Genomic DNA, 15,847 nt, shown 5'->3' on the forward strand with positions numbered 1-15,847 from the left:
CGAAGCGGCACATAGCTCAACTACGGCTAACGCGAACCGACCTGTAACCACGTCACATGTCCCGTGGACGGAGTTCATGATGTTGCGCAGTTGGAGACCCCGCCTTGCCTTGGCGGCCGTGCTGGCCGTCGCCGCCTGCCTCGGCATCGCCGGCCCTGCCCACGCCGCTGCCCTGACCAACGTGACCTGGTCGATGTCCAACCCACAGCCGGGCGCCATCGGCGTGCGCTACACCTGGGCCTTCACCACTCCGACCGGCGGCACCATCCAGGCGATCACCTTCACCGTGCCGGCCACCACCGCCGGTGCCGCGCTCACCGTCCCCGACGCGTACGGCGTGACCGGTGGCAACGCTGTCCTGGCCGGCAGCACAGTCACCTACACGGTCACCACCCCGGGCCCGGTGGCGGCGGGGTCCTCCATCCTGATCTCGATCGACGGCTTCACCAACACCGCGACCCCGAATGCCTACACCAGCACGGTGACGACTGTGGTGGGCGGCGTCAACACCGACACGGGCGCCAGCGGTGCGGTCACGATCAGCAACAACAGCACCACGGTGACCGTGGTGGTCGCCCGGTCCACCGCGTTCACCAGCGACACCACCAGCTTGAACATAAACATGGACCCGTCCGTGCCGGCGCTGGCCGACAAATCGCAGGCGGTGAACCTGACCATCGCCACCAACGCGGCCAGCGGGTACACCCTGAACGTCAAGACGAACCAACCGCTCACCGGAGCGCACCTGAGCAACCCCCAGTTCACGCCGGCCACGGCCGACATGACCACCGGGGTGGCGTCGGGCGCCTTCGCCAACGGCACCTTCGGGTACACGATGACCGCCACCGGCGCCGGCTCCCTGCAGTCGACGCCGCTGTCCAACGGCAACTACGTCGGCTACCGGGTGGCCGGTGACAACGTCGTCAGCGCGAACGCACCCACGAGCGGCGACACGGTGGTCATCACGAACCGAGCGAAGATCAACCATAACCAGCGCCCGGACGCCTACAGCGCCACAGTCACCTACACCGTGACCCCGAACTACTGACCGACGATAGGGATGGAGAGCCGCCGGTGCGCACCTTTCTGAGCCGGGTCGCGGTGTTCGCCGCCGTGTTCGCCGCCGTGGCAGCTGCTCCGGCCGGCGTCCACGCCGCGCCGTCCCCGCGCCCGGTCACCGCCGGCTCGGCCGACTTCTCGGTAAGCACCGCGGCAGCACCGGTGTCACCCGGTGCGGACAGCGTGGTACGCACCCAGCTCACCGTCGCCAACAACGGCGCGCACGACCTCACGGTCACCCTGCGATCGGTCGGTGCCCGCGCGAAGGACGGCGGCCAGGTCGACTTCAGCGAGCAGAGCGACCCGGTGTGGTCGCCGGGAATCACCGTCGCCCCCAGCCTCCGGCTGGCCGCGGCCACCTATCGCAGTGTCCCGGTCGAGATCCGGGTGCCGTCCGGGATGCTTCCGGACATCTACCTGCTCGGCTTCGTTGCCGAGGCCCAGCCGACCGACCCGAATGCCACGGTGCGCATCTACCACCGCATCGGCGCGCTCATCAGCGTCCAGATCAGTGGCGCACGCGAGCGGCGCCTGGAGGTCCGTGCCCTTCCGGGTGGGTTCATCCGCATCGGCTCCACGTTCGACGGCGAGTTCGAGGTGCGCAACGTCGGCGACGCCGGAGCGCTCGCCCGCAGCCAGGTGATGATCGGTTCAGGGCTGACCCACGAAGCTGTCGGCATGGTCCATGCCAGTGACGAGATGCAACTCTTCCCGGCCGGGACCAAACGCAACGTGAGCTTCAGCTACGCGGTGCCCGGTTTCTTCCTGTACGCCCGGCCACAGGCCCAGGTTCTGTACGGCGACGGCTCACCCACCCTGCAGACGATCACGTCGAACGGCCGTCCCCTGCTGGTCATCCCGTGGATGACCCTCATCCTCCTCGGCGTGCTGGCAACCCTGCTGATGGCATACCTCATCTGGTCGCGACGCCACCGCAAGGCGCGCCGCGCGGCCGAGGCCGCCGCCGACCGGCGCCCGGTCGCCCGGCACCGTGCGGCGAGGACCACGTGGGCCGGCTGACCGGGCGGTGCCTCGCCGCCGTCGTCATCCTTGCGGCCACCGTGACCGCCGTAGCTTCCCCCTCGCAGGCCGCGCCGGGCGACCTGGCCACCGTGGCCGGTAGCGTCGTGCCCAGCGCCAACGCCACCTCGCTTGCGATCGGAGCGCGCGGTGTCGCGGTCAGCGGGACCATCCTCTACGTCGCCGACGCCGACTCGAACGCGATCCGCAAGGTCGACCTCACCACCGGCATCGCGACGGTGGTCGCGGGCATGGGTGCCCCGAACAACGCCGGCGACAACGGCCCGGCCACCTCCGGCGGCCTGAACAACCCCTCCGACGTGACCTTGGACGGCAACGGCGACCTGGTCATCGCCGCCACCAGTAACGCCCGTATCCGCAAGGTCGCCCTGGGCAGCGGAGTGTTGACCACGGTGGCCGGCACTAGCATCGGCAACTCCGGCGACGGCGGGCCGGCGACCTCGGCCGCGCTGAACAACCCGGCGTCCGTAACGGTTGCGCCCAACGGTGACTACTACATCGCCGACACCGACAACGCGCAGGTCCGGAAAGTCACCGCGGCCACCGGCATCATCAGCACCTTCGCGAGCGGTCTTGCCAAGCCGTACAACATTGCCTTCGACAGCACCGGGAACGTCCTGGTGACCGACTGCGCCGCCAACACGATCATCCGCTATCCGGCGGCCGGCGGCGTCGGCACCATCGTGGCGGGCGCCGGCGGGCTGAACGCCTTCGCCGGTGACGGCGGGCCCGCGACAGCCGCGCGCCTGGCCTGTCCAGCCGGGATTCACATCGACGCGTTCGACGTCATCCATTTCAGTGACGCGTCCAACAACCGGATCCGCACCTTCACCGTGGGCGGAACGATCAGCACGTTCGCCGGTACCGGCACCAGCGGGCTCGCCGGCGACGGTGGCCTCGCGACGGTTGCCAGGCTGGACCGGCCGACCGACCTCACCCGCGACGCGGCCGGCAACTTCTACGTCGCCCAGGGCAACGTCATGGACGGCACCTCGACCGCGAGCACCGCGGCCGTGCGGCGGATCAGCGCCACCGGAATCATCACCACGGTCGCCGGGAACAGTTGGCGTAGTTACTCGGGCGACGGCGCCGCGGCCGTCAACGCCCAACTGGGTCACCCCGGGGGAGTGGCCGTCGACTCCACCGACAACCTCTACATCGCCGACACGACCAACAACCGCATCCGCCGGGTCACGCCCGCCGGCACGATCACCACGGTGGCCGGCAACGGACTTCCCTGCACCGGGGGGTGCGCGGTCTCCGACATCGGCGACGGCGGTGCGGCCACCGCCGGTAACCTCTTCAACCCGCAGGCCATAACGGTGGCGGGCACCGGTGACCTTTACATAGCGGACACGGGACACCACCGGATCCGCAGGGTCTCCGCCGGCCTAGTGAGCACCACCGCCGGCACCGGATCAGCCGGGTGGGCCGACGGCCCCGTCGCAACGGCACGCTTCCGGAACCCCTACGGGATCTTCGCCGCGGCGAACGGCGACATCTACATCGCCGATCAGGGCAACCACCGGATCCGGAGGATCCGTGGCGGCACGGTCAGCACGATCGCCGGCGACGGCACGGGCGGTTATGGCGGTGACGACGGTCTCGCCACCGGCGCCGTGCTCAGGAGTCCGACCGACGTGCGGGTCGATGCCTCGGGCGACATCTACATCGCCGACACCGGCAACCACCGCATTCGCAGGATCCGCAACGGCGTGATCACCACGGTGGCCGGCACCGGCGTCTCCGGCAGCACCGGCGACGGCGGTCTCGCCGTGGCCGCCACCTTGAACGGCCCGGCTGGAATCGAGGTGGACCGGGACGGCAATCTCTACGTCGCCGACACCGGCAACCAGACGGTCCGCCGAGTCGGCCGGCACGGGGTCATCCACCATCTGGCCGGCCGGGTCGGCAGCACCTCGTGGGCCGGTGACGGCGGCCCGGGCGCGGCCAGTGTCTCCCGGCTGTTCACCCCGGCCCGGATGGCCCTCGCCTCGACCGGCAACCTCTACATCCCGTCAGCCGGTGAGATGCGGGTACGAGAACTCGCCGTCCAGACCGCGGCGCCGACCTTCTGGGTTTCCAGCGCCGCCACCGGAGGTACCGGGATCACCTACGGCTGGGAGTTCGTGTCCCGCAGCACCACGGCGTTCCGGAAGATCACCTTCACCGTCCCGTCGGCCACCAACGCCACCGCCACCGGTCTCTATGTGGTCAGCGCGGTGGACCTGCCGACCGACGGCACACTCTCGCTCAGTGGCGGGCTACTGACCTACACTCTGTCGTCGGATGTGAGCCTTGCCGTGGGGCAGCACGTGTACCTGTCGGTGAACGGCCTCACCAACACCGCCGCCGCCGGTAACCACTACAGCACCATCAGCACGCTGACCAGCGGCGGCGCCACCGTGAACAGTTCGTCCTCGGGCGCGGTCGCGTTCGCCCCGTCCACCTCGGCGGTACTGGTCCTGCCCAACCCCAACAAACTGGTGACCGTACCTGGCACCACGACCGTCTACGTCGACCCGATGCTCGGCGGCGGCGACACCATCGCTGCCACGCCGCTGACCATCCAGACGAACGCCACGCGCGGTTACACACTCTCCATACGTGGAACTGCATTGACCGGAACAGCCGGCACCATTCTTCCCGTCTCGAACGGACAGGCAACCGCGGTCGCCGATGCGGCCTTCGGCGTCAACCGGATCGGATACACCGTCACCGGTGTCGGTGGCAGCGGAGCCGGCACCGCGGCAGGTGCCCTCAGCGGGGCCTACGCCGGCCACACCCCGGCCGGAGAGACCGTCGTGACGGCGACGAGACCCACTTCGGTCACCGGCGACGTGGTGGCCCTCGCCCACCGCATACGGATCAACAGCCTCCTCGCCCCCGGCTCCTACGCCGCGACCGTCTCCTACATCGTCACACCGGCCTACTGAGACGGGCCGGTCCGCGGACGGACCGACGTGACCATGTGACGTGAATACGGTGACCCGCCTTGGTAACCGGCCGCGCTCTCAGCAGAGGCACAGCCGACACGGGTGAGGATTCGGTCATGACGACGACGCTGCCCGGACGGTCGGCGGTTGCGCTGCTGGCGATGTCACGGCCGTGGTTCTGGCCGGTCTCGTGGGTGCCCGCCTACCTCGGGACCGTCCTGGCCGGACACTCGTGGCTGCCGGACCGCGCGGATGCACCCCGAGCCGCCGTGGCGCTGCTCGTGCTCGGACCGCTGATCTGGGCGGCGGTACTGGCCCAGAACGACCTGCACGACCTGCGCAGCGACCGCGACAATCCACGAAAGGCGGCCGCTCCGCTGGTCACCGGGGCGCTGTCGCCGGCACGGCTGCGAAACTGGTACCGGGTGGCGGCGCTAGCCTGTGTCGGGGCCGCGGTGTACGTGGGGCCGCTGTTCGTACTAGGTGTGGCCGGGGTGCTGGCGCTGGGCTGGGCATACAGCGTGCCGCCGCTGCGGCTGAAGACCCGGCCGGGTTGGGACGTCGCGGTGAACGCGCTGGTCGTGGGGCTGGTGTCGCCCGCAGCCGGCTGGGCGATCACCGACCCGCCGTGGGCGTTCCCGTGGCAGTTCGGGCTGATCGGCGTGCTGTTCGCCGCGGCGCTGTACGTGCCGACGACCGTCACCGACCTCGCCGCGGACTCGGGAGCCGGCGACACCACATTCGCCGTACGGTTCGGCGCGCCTCTCGCGTACCGCATCGGGGTGGGGCTCTGGGCCTCGGCTCTTGCCGTGGCCCTGCTGTGCGCAGCGTCTGACGTGGTGGTGCCGCGATCGACATTGGTGCCGCAGTTGATCGCCGCACCGGTTCTGCTGGCCGGGTACGCCATGCTCACACGCCACCCGTCGATTCCCCGAATGGCGGCAGTCTCGGTCCTGTTCGCAATTCCGACGGCGGGTTTCGCATATGCCTACGTCGGATAGCTCACCCGGATCCGACACAGGATCGCGATGAGCTGCGAGCCAGGTGCGCCTTGGTCGTCAGCCCACCCCGCGACCGGCCCACACCCTGATCGGCCCACTGGTCATGCACCCCAGCGGAGGGCTCCGCTTCCGTTGTTCAAGTACCCCGGCAGGCCGGAAGCACCCCTGACCTGCCGGGGTACTTCCCGAGTCAGGCCAGGTTCGTGGTGAAGAATTCGTCCAGCCGGTCGAAGGGGATGAGATTCCGGGGAAGTCCAGCAGGTGATCGGTCAGCTCGGTGCGACGGGCGGGGCTTTCGCCGGCCGGGCGAGCATCAGACCGGCCACGGACAACACCGTGCAGGCGATCATGAGCACCGCCATCGGTACGGCGGTGTCCTGTCCGCCGAGGCCCGCGATCGGCGCGATGACGCCCGCGGCCACCCAGGTGACGAATCCGAGCATCGCCGAGCCGGTACCCGGGTGCTCGGGCACCTCGGCCGATGCTAGCGCGCCGCCGTTGGGACCGATCAGCCCTTGCGCGGTCATCAGCACGAAGAAGCAGACGATCACCAGCAGAAGCGGCGTGCCGAACCACAGCGCGCCGACCAGCATCGCGACTCCGGCGCCCAGCGCGGCGACCTGCCCGGCGAGGATGACCTTGCGGGTGGCGACCCGGCCGGCGAACCGGGCAGCGACCAGAGCGGCGAGGGTCATGCCGGCGGCGTTGGCGGCGAAGTCGATCGAGTACGCGACCGGCGACAGGCCGTTCATCGACTGCAGCACGAACGCCGACGTCGCCACGTACGCGAAGATCGCGCCCATTCCGGAGCCGCTGACCAGCACGTATCCGACGTAGCGGCGCCGGGTGAGGACGTGACGGCCGGCGACCGCGAACGCGCGCAGGCCGCCGCCGTGCCGGCGCCGCGGCGGGAGCGACTCCGGTACCGCGGCCAGCACCGCCACCACCATCGCCACGCCCAGGGCCGCCACCGTCCAGAACGACATGCGCCAGCCGGAAAGCTGCAGGATGACCGCGCCGAGCAGCGGCCCGGCGATCGGCGCGAACCCGCCGACACCGGCGATCACGTTGAGGACCCGGACCAGCCGGGCCCCGCGCGCCAGGTCCACGATCACCGCCCGGCCGATGACCATCGCCCATCCGCCGGCGAAGCCCTGCACGAACCGGGCGGCCATCATGACGCCGATCGACGGGGTCAGCGCGCACACCACGGACGCGATGGTCATCACGACCACCGAGGCCAGCAACAGCCTGCGCCGGCCGTACTGGTCGGAGACCGGCCCACCGATCAGCTGGCCCAGCGCCATGCCGACGAAAAACGTGGTCAGCGTGAGCTGGACCTGCGTGGCCGTCGCCGACAGGTCATCGGCGACACCCGGGAAGGCGGGAACGTACATGTCGGTGGCCAGCGGCGCGATCCCGGTCAGGAAGATCACCGTGGCGATCAGCGTGGTGGTGAGCCGTGCCTGCCGCCTTTGATCCGGTGCCGGCTTTTCGACGAGAGCTGCGGTCATGCCCCGATCACACACGCGGCGCGCGGTGGGGAGAAGTCCCCGATGATGGATGTACCGGCAGTACATGCCAGGTCAGCGGTGCGGTGCAGACCTCCGTGACCCTTCGTGGGCGCAGCGCGCGGTATACGACGGGAGCGGCTTTGTCCCCCGTGCGAGCTACCCACAAGTGTCCACTGCGAGGTGACGCTTGTGGCGGCGGGAATTCATAGGTTTCTTCCTGTCCGCGGCGCTCCGGCCGCGGCCTGCGGAGGAGTCGTCATGCGCTTCGTCAAACAGCTTCTTGCCATCGTCGCCGTCGCGCTCGTCGGCGGGCAATGCGCCGCCGCCGTCGAGGGCAGTTTCCTCCTCACCCTGGTGATCGGCGCTGCGACGGCGGTGCTGGGCGTGGTCGTCTACCGGTGGGTGGTACGGCGCACCGAGCGCCGCGAGCCGACCGAGCTCGACCGGGACGGCTGGGGCCGGAAGGCGGGCCGCGGGACGCTCCTCGGCTTCGCCATGTTCGCGGCCGTCATCGCCAACATCGCGTTCCTCGGCGGTTACCACGTCGACGGCTGGGGCTCGCCGGCGGGAGCACTGGGCCTGCTCGGGTTCATGGCGGCCGCCGCCGTCACCGAGGAGCTGCTGTTCCGGGGAGTGCTGTTCCGGATCATCGAAGAGCGTACGGGCACCTGGATCGCTCTTGCCCTGACCGGCGTGGTGTTCGGCGCGATGCACCTGGTGAACCCGGACGCCACCCTGTGGGGGGCGACCGCCATCGCGATCGAGGCCGGGTTCATGCTGGCCGCCTGCTACGCCGCCACCCGGAACCTGTGGGTCCCGATCGGTCTGCACTTCGGCTGGAACTTCGCCGCGGGCAGCATCTTCAGCGTCGCGGTCTCCGGCAACGGCGAGTCGGAGGGGCTGCTCGAGGCCTCGACGTCGGGACCGGTAGCGCTCAGCGGCGGCGCTTTCGGGCCGGAGGGCAGCCTGTACACGGTGCTGGCCGGCGTGGTGCTGACCGTGGTGTTCCTGTGGCTGGCGAGGCGTCGCGGGCACATCGTCCCGCGTCGCGGCCGGCACACGGCGCAGGCTCCGGCGACCGCTACAGTCACCCCGTGATCAAGCTCCGGAGGCTTCCGGACCTGTGGCGGCAGTTGCCTACCACGGTCCGGGATCTCCCGCTCACCCTCGCCTTCGCCGTCGCGGTGGTGGTCCCGGCGCTGGAGCGGCACGGTACGCAACTCGGCGACCTGCCGGACCGCCCGTACGACGCGCTGACCGTCGGTGTCGTCGCCCTGGAGTGCCTGCCGCTGGCCGTCCGCCGCCGCTGGCCGGCCGTCTGCCTGGCACTGGTGTCACTCGGCTTCGCGGTCGACCAGCTGCGCGCGTACCACACGATCGCGGGCACGGGACTCGCCGTCGCGCTCGTCAGCGCCGGTGCCTACGTGCATCGGCGCCGCTGGACGGTCGCGGGCCTGGCCTCGGCGGCGTACCTGGCCCTGGCGATCTCCCTCGATCGGCTCGGCTCGGGTGAGGGCGTCGCCGGGTTCACCACGTTCTACCTGCTGCTGGCGTTCGCGTGGGGCGTCGGGGCGTGGCTGCGGCAGACCCGGGCCGCCGAGGCGCAACGCCGCCGCCATGTCGAGGAGGCCACCCGTACGGCGGAGCGCACCCGCATCGCCCGGGAGCTGCACGACGTCGTCACCCACCACGTGACCGCGATGGTCGTGCAGGCCGAGGCGGCACGCTACCTGACGAGCGCCCCGGACAGGCTGGACCAGACCTTGACCGCGATCACCGGTACCGGCCGCCGGGCGGTCGGCGACCTGCGGCAGCTGCTCGACCTGCTCAACCCCGATCACAGCACAGCCGACCAGCGTACGCCCGCCGCCGGCGACCTGGAGGCACTCGTCGACCAGACCCGGCAGGCGGGGCAGCCGGTCGAGTTCGTCCGGGAGGGCACGCCGGCGGCGGCCACCGGCAGCACCGAGGTGGCGGCGTACCGGGTGGTGCAGGAGGCGCTGACGAACGCGCTGAAGTACGCACACGGCAGCCGGACCAGGGTTCACGTCCACCACGGGGAAGGCGCGACGACCGTGGAGGTCAGCACCGACGGTTCCGGATCCGGTGGCGCGTCGCCGGGCGGCAGCGGGCGCGGCCTCGCCGGGCTCCGCGAGCGGGTCACCGTCCTCGGTGGCGACTTCAGTGCGGGAGCGCAGGCCGGCGGCGGCTTCCTCGTGCGGGCCCGGATTCCGGCCGGGAACCCGTCGTGACCACGCCGATCCGGGTGCTGGTCTGCGACGACCAGGAGCTGATCCGCGCCGGCTTCGCGACGATCATCGACGCCCAGCCCGACATGGAGATCGTCGGCCAGTGCGGCGACGGGCGCGCGGCGGTCGCCCTGGCCGCTCGGCTCCGGCCGGACGTGGTGGTGATGGACGTGCGGATGCCGGTGCTCGACGGCATCGCAGCGACCCGCCTGCTGGCCGGCGCCGCGGTCGCCGAGCCGGTGAAGGTCCTCGTGGTGACGACGTTCAACCTCGACGAGTACGTGTACGAGGCGCTGCGCGCCGGTGCCAGCGGGTTCCTGCTCAAGGACGCCCCACCGGTGCAGCTGCTCAACGGCATCCGTACCGTCGCGACGGGCGCCGCGCTACTGGCTCCGGAGGTGACCCGGCAGCTCGTGGGCAGGTACGCGGCCCGCATCCGCCCGGCCGAGGGCAACCCGGACCGCGGCGCACTGACCCGGCGCGAGCTGGAGGTGCTCCGGCTCATCGCGGAGGGCCTGTCCAACAGCGAGATCGCCGCGGCGCTGGTGATCAGCCAGGAGACGGTCAAGACGTACGTGTCCCGCATCCTCACCAAGCTCGACCTGCGCGACCGGGTGCAGGCCGTGGTGTACGCGTACCGCCGCGGCCTGGTGACCTGAACGTCCGGCTTCGATCGCCGGCCATGCTCATGCGGCGGCGGCCTCCGCGGTGCCGGGTTCACCGGATGTCTCTGCCTCGTGTCGGCGGAAGGTGCCCTTACCCGCGTTCTTGGCCCGGTAGAGCGCTGTGTCCGCGATCTGAAGAAGCCGGTCGAGGTCATGGCCACGACCGTGGCACACGGCAATGCCGATGCTGGCCCGCACCCGGTACTCGCGGCCGGCGAGCGTCATGGGCGCACCGATGCCGTCCAGTATCCGCTGGGCGGCCTCGTCGGCCTGAGCGGCCGCGGCAAGCCCCGGCAACAGCACCACGAACTCGTCGCCGCCGAGGCGGGCCGCCGTGTCCCCGGACCCGAGTGCCGGCCCGAAGCGGGCGGCGACCGTGACCAGCAGAGCATCGCCTGCGGCATGCCCGAGCGTGTCGTTGACGGTCTTGAAACCGTCGAGGTCCAGGAGAAGGATGGCCGTGTACCGGCCGTCCGGCGCGGACGCCAGTGCACGGCCCGCCACAGCCTGGAACGCGGCCCGATTGGGCATGCCGGTCAGGACGTCGTGGTGGGCCTGGTGGTGCAACCCCGCCATCAGCCGGCGAATGGTGATCAGCATGAGAACCTGACGCAACATCGCCATCGTGATCGCCGACAACAGCAGCCACATGAGAAGCGGCGGGAGCGTGCCGGTACGCCGGTACACCCGGATCACCTCGACTATGGCGATGGCCGCCGGAATGTAGGGCAGCAGCGGCCAGATGCCGGAGATGGCCCGCCGCCCCGTGCTGTCGGCCGAGGGCAGCGCCGTGCGGCTGGAAAGCGCGATGAGCAGCGCCGCGGTGAGATAGCCGGCGCCGGCGCCGGTGGCGTACCACGGCAAGCCCTCAGCGCGGTTGTACACCGCGACGATGGCCGTCGCCGCGAAGATCCCCAGCCCGCCGCAGAGCAGGCGCAGCGCATAACCGTTGGCGGTGGGCGCGGAGCGTGACATCAGGACCAGGGCGACCGCCGCGCCGCCGATCTCGAGTGCGGCGGTCGTCAGAAACATCAGCCGGGTCGCCGCGTCGAGGGCGGCTGCCACCTCGGACAGGGCCAGCTGCCAGGCCAGCACCAGCAATGCGCCGCCGACGGTGGCCACATCGACGACGAGCGTCAGCCGGGCGACCACGCCGGACAGGGGCGGTGAGACCAGCAGCAGTGCGGCGATCGCGACGGCCGCCGCGCCGAGCGAGAGCAGGTCGGCCACATTCGGGGTCGACGGGGCGCGGGCCAGGATCGCGTCGACGGTGTACAGCGAGTACGACACACCCAGCAGACCGGCGGACAGGGCACCGACCGCCCAACCGGCAAGCATGCGGCCACGCTCCCGGTAAGCGAGCCGTACGAATCCCCCTACTGCGTAGAAACCGGCCACGGCGACCGGAACACTTCCCACCACCAGGCCGACGCGGTACGAGACCCGGTGTAGTACCAGTTGAAGCACCAGGCCGATGACCGCGACGGCGGCCAGCCGGGGCCAGATGCGGAAACTCATGGGCATCCTCCGCGCACCCTATCGGCACCATGGCTGCAGACTTGAGAGCCGCCCGCGGCGGCGGCTCGTTGCCGCGGTGTGCCGAGGTGGCGGCCGGCAAGGGTGCTTCGGGTCCGGTGGCACGGCTGCGACGAATGCCACTGAAGCCCAGCGATGCCTCAGATCAGCGCACCTGGTTCCGATCGAACCGGAAAGGTCTGCTGGTTTCGGGGGTCAAAGTGCTGCGGTTCGCTCGTCAGGCATGGTCCGTATTCCTCACGGTGAGTGTGCTGGTGATGGGGGCGGTCTTCCTGGCACCGTGGGAGCCGGTCAAAATGGTTCTGTCCGGACTCCTGGGCGTCGCCGGAACGGTGGCGACCGTGGTGGGCGTGGCAAGGCACCGGCCGGCGGTGCGCTGGCCCTGGTACTGCATGGCCATCGGCTGGCTGCTGTTCGCCGCCGGTGACGTCGTCTACTGGGTTCTGAGTTCAGTACTGGGCCGCGACGCCTTCCCGTCGATCGCTGACGGCTTCTACCTGATGTCCTACCCGTTCCTCGCGGCGGGCCTGCTCGGCCTGGTGCGGGCACGCCGGCCCGGAAAGGACCGGCCCGGGCTGCTGGACGCACTGGTGTTGTCCACCGGCGCCGCCATGCTCTCGTGGGTCTTCCTGATGGAGCCGTACGTGCACGCCAGCGACCTCGATGTCTGGGCGCGCGCGGTATCGCTGGCCTACCCGGTCGCGGACTTGCTGCTCGTAGCGGTGCTGGTGCGGCTGACCACCGGACGCGGAGATCAGCCACCGGCGTACTGGCTCCTCATGGCGGCCATCGCCGCCATGCTCGTCGGTGACGTGGTCTACGGGTTCATGGAGCTGACGATCGGCTACAACGCGGGCGACCCGATCGATGCGGCCTGGATGCTGATGTACGCCTTCGCCGGCGCGGCCGCGCTGCACCCCACGATGAGCAACCTGTCACGGCTGTCGACCCCGGTGGCCGAGGGCCCGATCGGTATGCGGCGGCTGATCGCGCTGGCATTGGCGAGCCTCATGGCTCCCGCGGCGCTCCTGATCGAATGGCTGCGCGGCACCGAGATCGACATCCCGGTGATCGTATCCGGATGTGTGATCCTCTTCCTTCTGGTCATCACCCGCCTGCACGGCTTGGTCGTCCTGCTCACGGACACCCTGCGATCGACCGAGGTGCAGGCGAGCACCGACCAGCTGACCGGGCTGGCCAACCGCCGCCGCTTCCACACCAGCTGGCAGCAGTCCCTGACGGGCGAGGTGGGCCCTACCGCGCTGTTGTACATCGACCTCGACGGCTTCAAACCGGTCAACGACAAACTCGGTCACGACGCCGGCGACAGCATTCTGCTCGGTGTCGCTGATCGCATGCGTGGAGTCGTACGAGCCGGAGACGTCGTTGCCCGCCTCGGCGGAGACGAGTTCGCGATCATCCTGCCCTGGACCGACGACCGGACTGCCGGTGTCCTCGCCGAACGCATCGTCCAGGAACTCGCACGGCCGTTCGAGCTCGGCGAACGAACCGTGTACATCGGTGCCAGCATCGGCGTCATCACCGCAGCCCAGGGCGACAACCCCAACGCCCAGCTGCGTCGCGCCGACACCGCCATGTACGCCGCCAAGGGCGCCGGACGCGGTCGAGTCCACCACGGTTGATCCCCGAGGTGAGCGGCGCTCATGCGGACCTGCCGTCACCCCGTACCCGCCGGCTCGCGCAGCGCGTCCCCGGCAGCCTCGAACCCCGCCTCGGCGAACGGCTGAAGCAGCACCCGCCGTGCATCGGGACGCACCGTGCCGCCGGCGGCGCTCGTTCAGGAATCGTGCGACGAGCGCGCCGCGTTCTCCCAGCGTCTCGTTCAACGCCTCTCATCCGATCGCGGAGCGAGCGGCTGCGGTCCGGGGCCTTCGTGCAGGGCGGTGGCAGCCGACTCGAAACCCGCTGCCACGTACGGCTCGAGCAGCACCCGCCGATGCTCGATCGCGAGTTGGCCGCCGGCCGCGATCGCCTTCACCGCGGACAGCACGCTCACCTTCACGTCCCCGAGGGACAGCGGGTCATCGAAGTCGGAGCGTGCCAGTCCCAGCGAGCCGAAGGTCTGCAGCCCGGCCCGGTCCACCGCATCCAGGACCCTGGGCGCCCAAGGCAGTTCGGCGATCGCCGTCATCGCGGGCAACAGCCCGGGGTTGTCCACCAGCTCCGCATGCGCGGCCCAGTCGATCTGCCTCGTTCGCACCTCCTCCAGGAACCGCGCCACGAGGGTTCTTTGCGGTCCGAACCGGCTGTTCCCCGTCGTCATCGCGGTTGTCGCCTCCTGCTCCACTCATCCGGTCGCGCGGTGGGGAAAGCCGCCCAGGCCTCCAGGTGAGGCGCTCGGCTGCACGTCCGCGATGACCCTGATGAGATCAAGTTACAAGTTGGGGTGATGCGCGTGCTCGTTGGCCGAGCCCGGAATTCGGTTGACGCCGAAGCCGGGATTGACAGGATCCAACGCATGCTTGCTGAGCTCTGGCCACCGTACGGACTGCTGATCACCACGCCGCGCCTGGAACTGCGGCTGCCCCACGAAGCGGAGCTCGCCGAGCTGGCCGACCTGGCCGGACGGGGCGTGCACCCGCCGGGCGAGCGACCGTTTCTGACCCCGTGGACCGATGGCACGTACACCGACCGTGCCCGCGACGTGCTGCAAGGGTACTGGTCCGACCTGGCCGAGTGGACCGTCTCGTCGTGGTGTCTGCAACTGGCGGTGCTGCGGGCCGGGCAGCCGCTCGGCATGGTGGCGCTGCGGGCCAAGGACTTCCCGGTGGTACGGGAGGTGGCCACCTTCTCCTGGCTCGGCCTGGAGCACCACGGCAAGGGATTCGGCACCGAGGCGAGGATCGGCCTGCTCACGCTCGCCTTCGACCACCTCGGTGCACATGCCGCACGGACCGAGGTGTTCCAGGACAACCACGCCTCGCAGGGGGTGTCCCGCAAACTCGGCTACCAGCCGGACGGCATCTCGGTGGACGCTCGCGGTACCGAGGCGCTGATCTCCGATCGGCTCCGCCTGACCCGGGAGCGATGGCAGGAGCAGCGACACCCACCGGTCACCGTCGACGGGGTGGATGCCTGCCGCTCCTGTTTCGGGATCTGACTAGGCGCTCAGCGGCTTACCGAGGTTGAAGGGCGCCTCGCCTGGGCGAACGCGCCGGAGCCGCCGAGCCCACCCGCCGGGATGGTCCGCGCGGTGTTGTCTCGCTGGCGGGACAGCCACAGCATGGGGAGGGCCTGCGAAGTATTCGCGGGCCGCGGCCGGCTGATGTCGGCCGCCGGTCGGAGTCGACTGTCGATGGTGTGCACAGGAGAGTCGTGGCGAACCCATTCGAAGATCAGGAAGATGCCCGATGAGTCGCGGCAGAGGGGCGGCGGGCAAGTGACGACCGGCATCGGCGACGGCATCCCGGCCGTACGCGGTTATCTCGACGGGCTGATCCGGGCCCGGCTGACCAGCCCGTTCAGCGCCGACGTCCCGTTGGTCTCGCTCGGGTTCGACTCGCTCGCGGCCATCGAGCTGTGGGCCCGGCTGCGGACCGACCTCGGTGTGGACGTCCCGGCCGGCGATTTGCTGGATCTGACCCTGGACGGCCTCACGGCCCGGGTGCTGGCGGAGGGCGGGTCTGTCGCCGCGTCCGCTTCCGGACCGGTAGCCGGCGGACCTGCCGCTGACCTCGACGACGCCTCTCCGGAGGCCGCCGCTCAGCTGCTGGCGGCCCTCGACGGCCTGGACGACGCGGGTATGGAGCGTCTGGCGGCCGGACTCGGACCCGGGACAACGCCCGCGGACTGAGCTCGTCCTCCTCCTGAGAATCCTCGACCGGG

13 protein-coding genes and 1 pseudogene are annotated in these 15,847 nt (G+C 70.4%); 10 read left to right on the forward strand and 4 right to left on the reverse strand.

Annotated features, from left to right (window positions below; translation table 11 throughout):
* Positions 1–118: 118 nt before the first annotated feature.
* The 4 genes from AB0G04_RS18425 to AB0G04_RS18440 all read left to right on the forward strand — a co-directional run bounded on the left by AB0G04_RS18425 (position 119) and on the right by AB0G04_RS18440 (position 6,037).
* Positions 119–1,048 (forward strand): hypothetical protein, encoded by a 930-nt coding sequence (locus AB0G04_RS18425; RefSeq protein ID WP_360983519.1) that lies wholly within the window; start codon positions 119–121, stop codon positions 1,046–1,048.
* 26 nt (positions 1,049–1,074) lie between these two features.
* Positions 1,075–2,079, forward strand: coding sequence for a hypothetical protein (locus AB0G04_RS18430; protein WP_360983521.1), 1,005 nt, complete (start codon positions 1,075–1,077; stop codon positions 2,077–2,079).
* Positions 2,067–5,036, forward strand: a complete 2,970-nt coding sequence (locus AB0G04_RS18435) for a hypothetical protein (RefSeq protein ID WP_360983523.1) — start codon at positions 2,067–2,069, stop codon at positions 5,034–5,036. The genes AB0G04_RS18430 and AB0G04_RS18435 overlap by 13 nt, the downstream gene beginning before the upstream one ends.
* 116 nt (positions 5,037–5,152) lie before the next feature.
* On the forward strand, positions 5,153–6,037 hold the full coding sequence (locus tag AB0G04_RS18440; protein WP_360983525.1) for a UbiA prenyltransferase family protein: 885 nt from the start codon (positions 5,153–5,155) through the stop codon (positions 6,035–6,037).
* A 37-nt stretch (positions 6,038–6,074) separates the two neighbouring features.
* On the opposite strand, the pseudogene AB0G04_RS18445 reads toward AB0G04_RS18440, so the two are convergent.
* Both AB0G04_RS18445 and AB0G04_RS18450 read right to left on the reverse strand, forming a co-directional pair.
* Positions 6,075–6,167: pseudogene (locus AB0G04_RS18445) on the reverse strand (IS5/IS1182 family transposase); the annotation flags it as partial.
* Between the two features lie 139 nt (positions 6,168–6,306).
* A complete protein-coding gene (locus AB0G04_RS18450; protein WP_360983527.1) occupies positions 6,307–7,551 on the reverse strand; it encodes a multidrug effflux MFS transporter in 1,245 nt (414 codons plus the stop codon).
* Positions 7,552–7,809: 258 nt separating this feature from the next.
* Between AB0G04_RS18450 and AB0G04_RS18455 the strand changes: the two genes are divergently transcribed.
* The 3 genes from AB0G04_RS18455 to AB0G04_RS18465 are packed head-to-tail and all read left to right on the forward strand — an operon-like array spanning position 7,810 to position 10,459.
* Complete coding sequence (locus AB0G04_RS18455) at positions 7,810–8,649, forward strand: CPBP family intramembrane glutamic endopeptidase (RefSeq protein ID WP_360983529.1); 840 nt, start codon at positions 7,810–7,812, stop codon at positions 8,647–8,649.
* Entirely contained in the window at positions 8,646–9,803 is a 1,158-nt protein-coding gene (locus tag AB0G04_RS18460; RefSeq protein WP_360983531.1) for a histidine kinase, read from the forward strand. The genes AB0G04_RS18455 and AB0G04_RS18460 overlap by 4 nt, the downstream gene beginning before the upstream one ends.
* On the forward strand, positions 9,800–10,459 hold the full coding sequence (locus AB0G04_RS18465; protein WP_360983533.1) for a response regulator transcription factor: 660 nt from the start codon (positions 9,800–9,802) through the stop codon (positions 10,457–10,459). Before AB0G04_RS18460 ends, AB0G04_RS18465 begins: the two co-directional genes overlap by 4 nt.
* Positions 10,460–10,486: 27 nt before the next feature.
* Here the strand turns inward: AB0G04_RS18465 and AB0G04_RS18470 are convergent, their stop codons facing one another.
* The gene (locus AB0G04_RS18470) at positions 10,487–11,983 is read right to left on the reverse strand and encodes a GGDEF domain-containing protein (RefSeq protein ID WP_360983534.1); all 1,497 of its coding nucleotides are present in this window, start codon (positions 11,981–11,983) and stop codon (positions 10,487–10,489) included.
* A 260-nt stretch (positions 11,984–12,243) separates the two neighbouring features.
* Between AB0G04_RS18470 and AB0G04_RS18475 the strand changes: the two genes are divergently transcribed.
* A complete protein-coding gene (locus AB0G04_RS18475; protein WP_360983536.1) occupies positions 12,244–13,644 on the forward strand; it encodes a GGDEF domain-containing protein in 1,401 nt (466 codons plus the stop codon).
* A 200-nt stretch (positions 13,645–13,844) separates the two neighbouring features.
* Here the strand turns inward: AB0G04_RS18475 and AB0G04_RS18480 are convergent, their stop codons facing one another.
* Positions 13,845–14,243 carry a hypothetical protein gene (locus AB0G04_RS18480; protein ID WP_360983538.1) on the reverse strand — a complete coding sequence of 133 codons (399 nt, stop codon included), beginning with the start codon at positions 14,241–14,243 and terminating at the stop codon, positions 13,845–13,847.
* 237 nt (positions 14,244–14,480) lie between these two features.
* Here AB0G04_RS18480 and AB0G04_RS18485 point away from each other — a divergent pair, with 237 nt between their 5' ends.
* Together AB0G04_RS18485 and AB0G04_RS18490 are read left to right on the forward strand one after the other, a co-directional pair.
* A complete protein-coding gene (locus tag AB0G04_RS18485; protein ID WP_360983540.1) occupies positions 14,481–15,122 on the forward strand; it encodes a GNAT family protein in 642 nt (213 codons plus the stop codon).
* A 243-nt stretch (positions 15,123–15,365) separates the two neighbouring features.
* Positions 15,366–15,815, forward strand: coding sequence for an acyl carrier protein (locus AB0G04_RS18490; RefSeq protein WP_360983542.1), 450 nt, complete (start codon positions 15,366–15,368; stop codon positions 15,813–15,815).
* The last annotated feature ends 32 nt before the right edge of the window (positions 15,816–15,847 follow it).

It is taken from the genome of Actinoplanes sp. NPDC023801 (assembly GCF_040639655.1).
Taxonomy (GTDB): domain Bacteria; phylum Actinomycetota; class Actinomycetes; order Mycobacteriales; family Micromonosporaceae; genus Actinoplanes.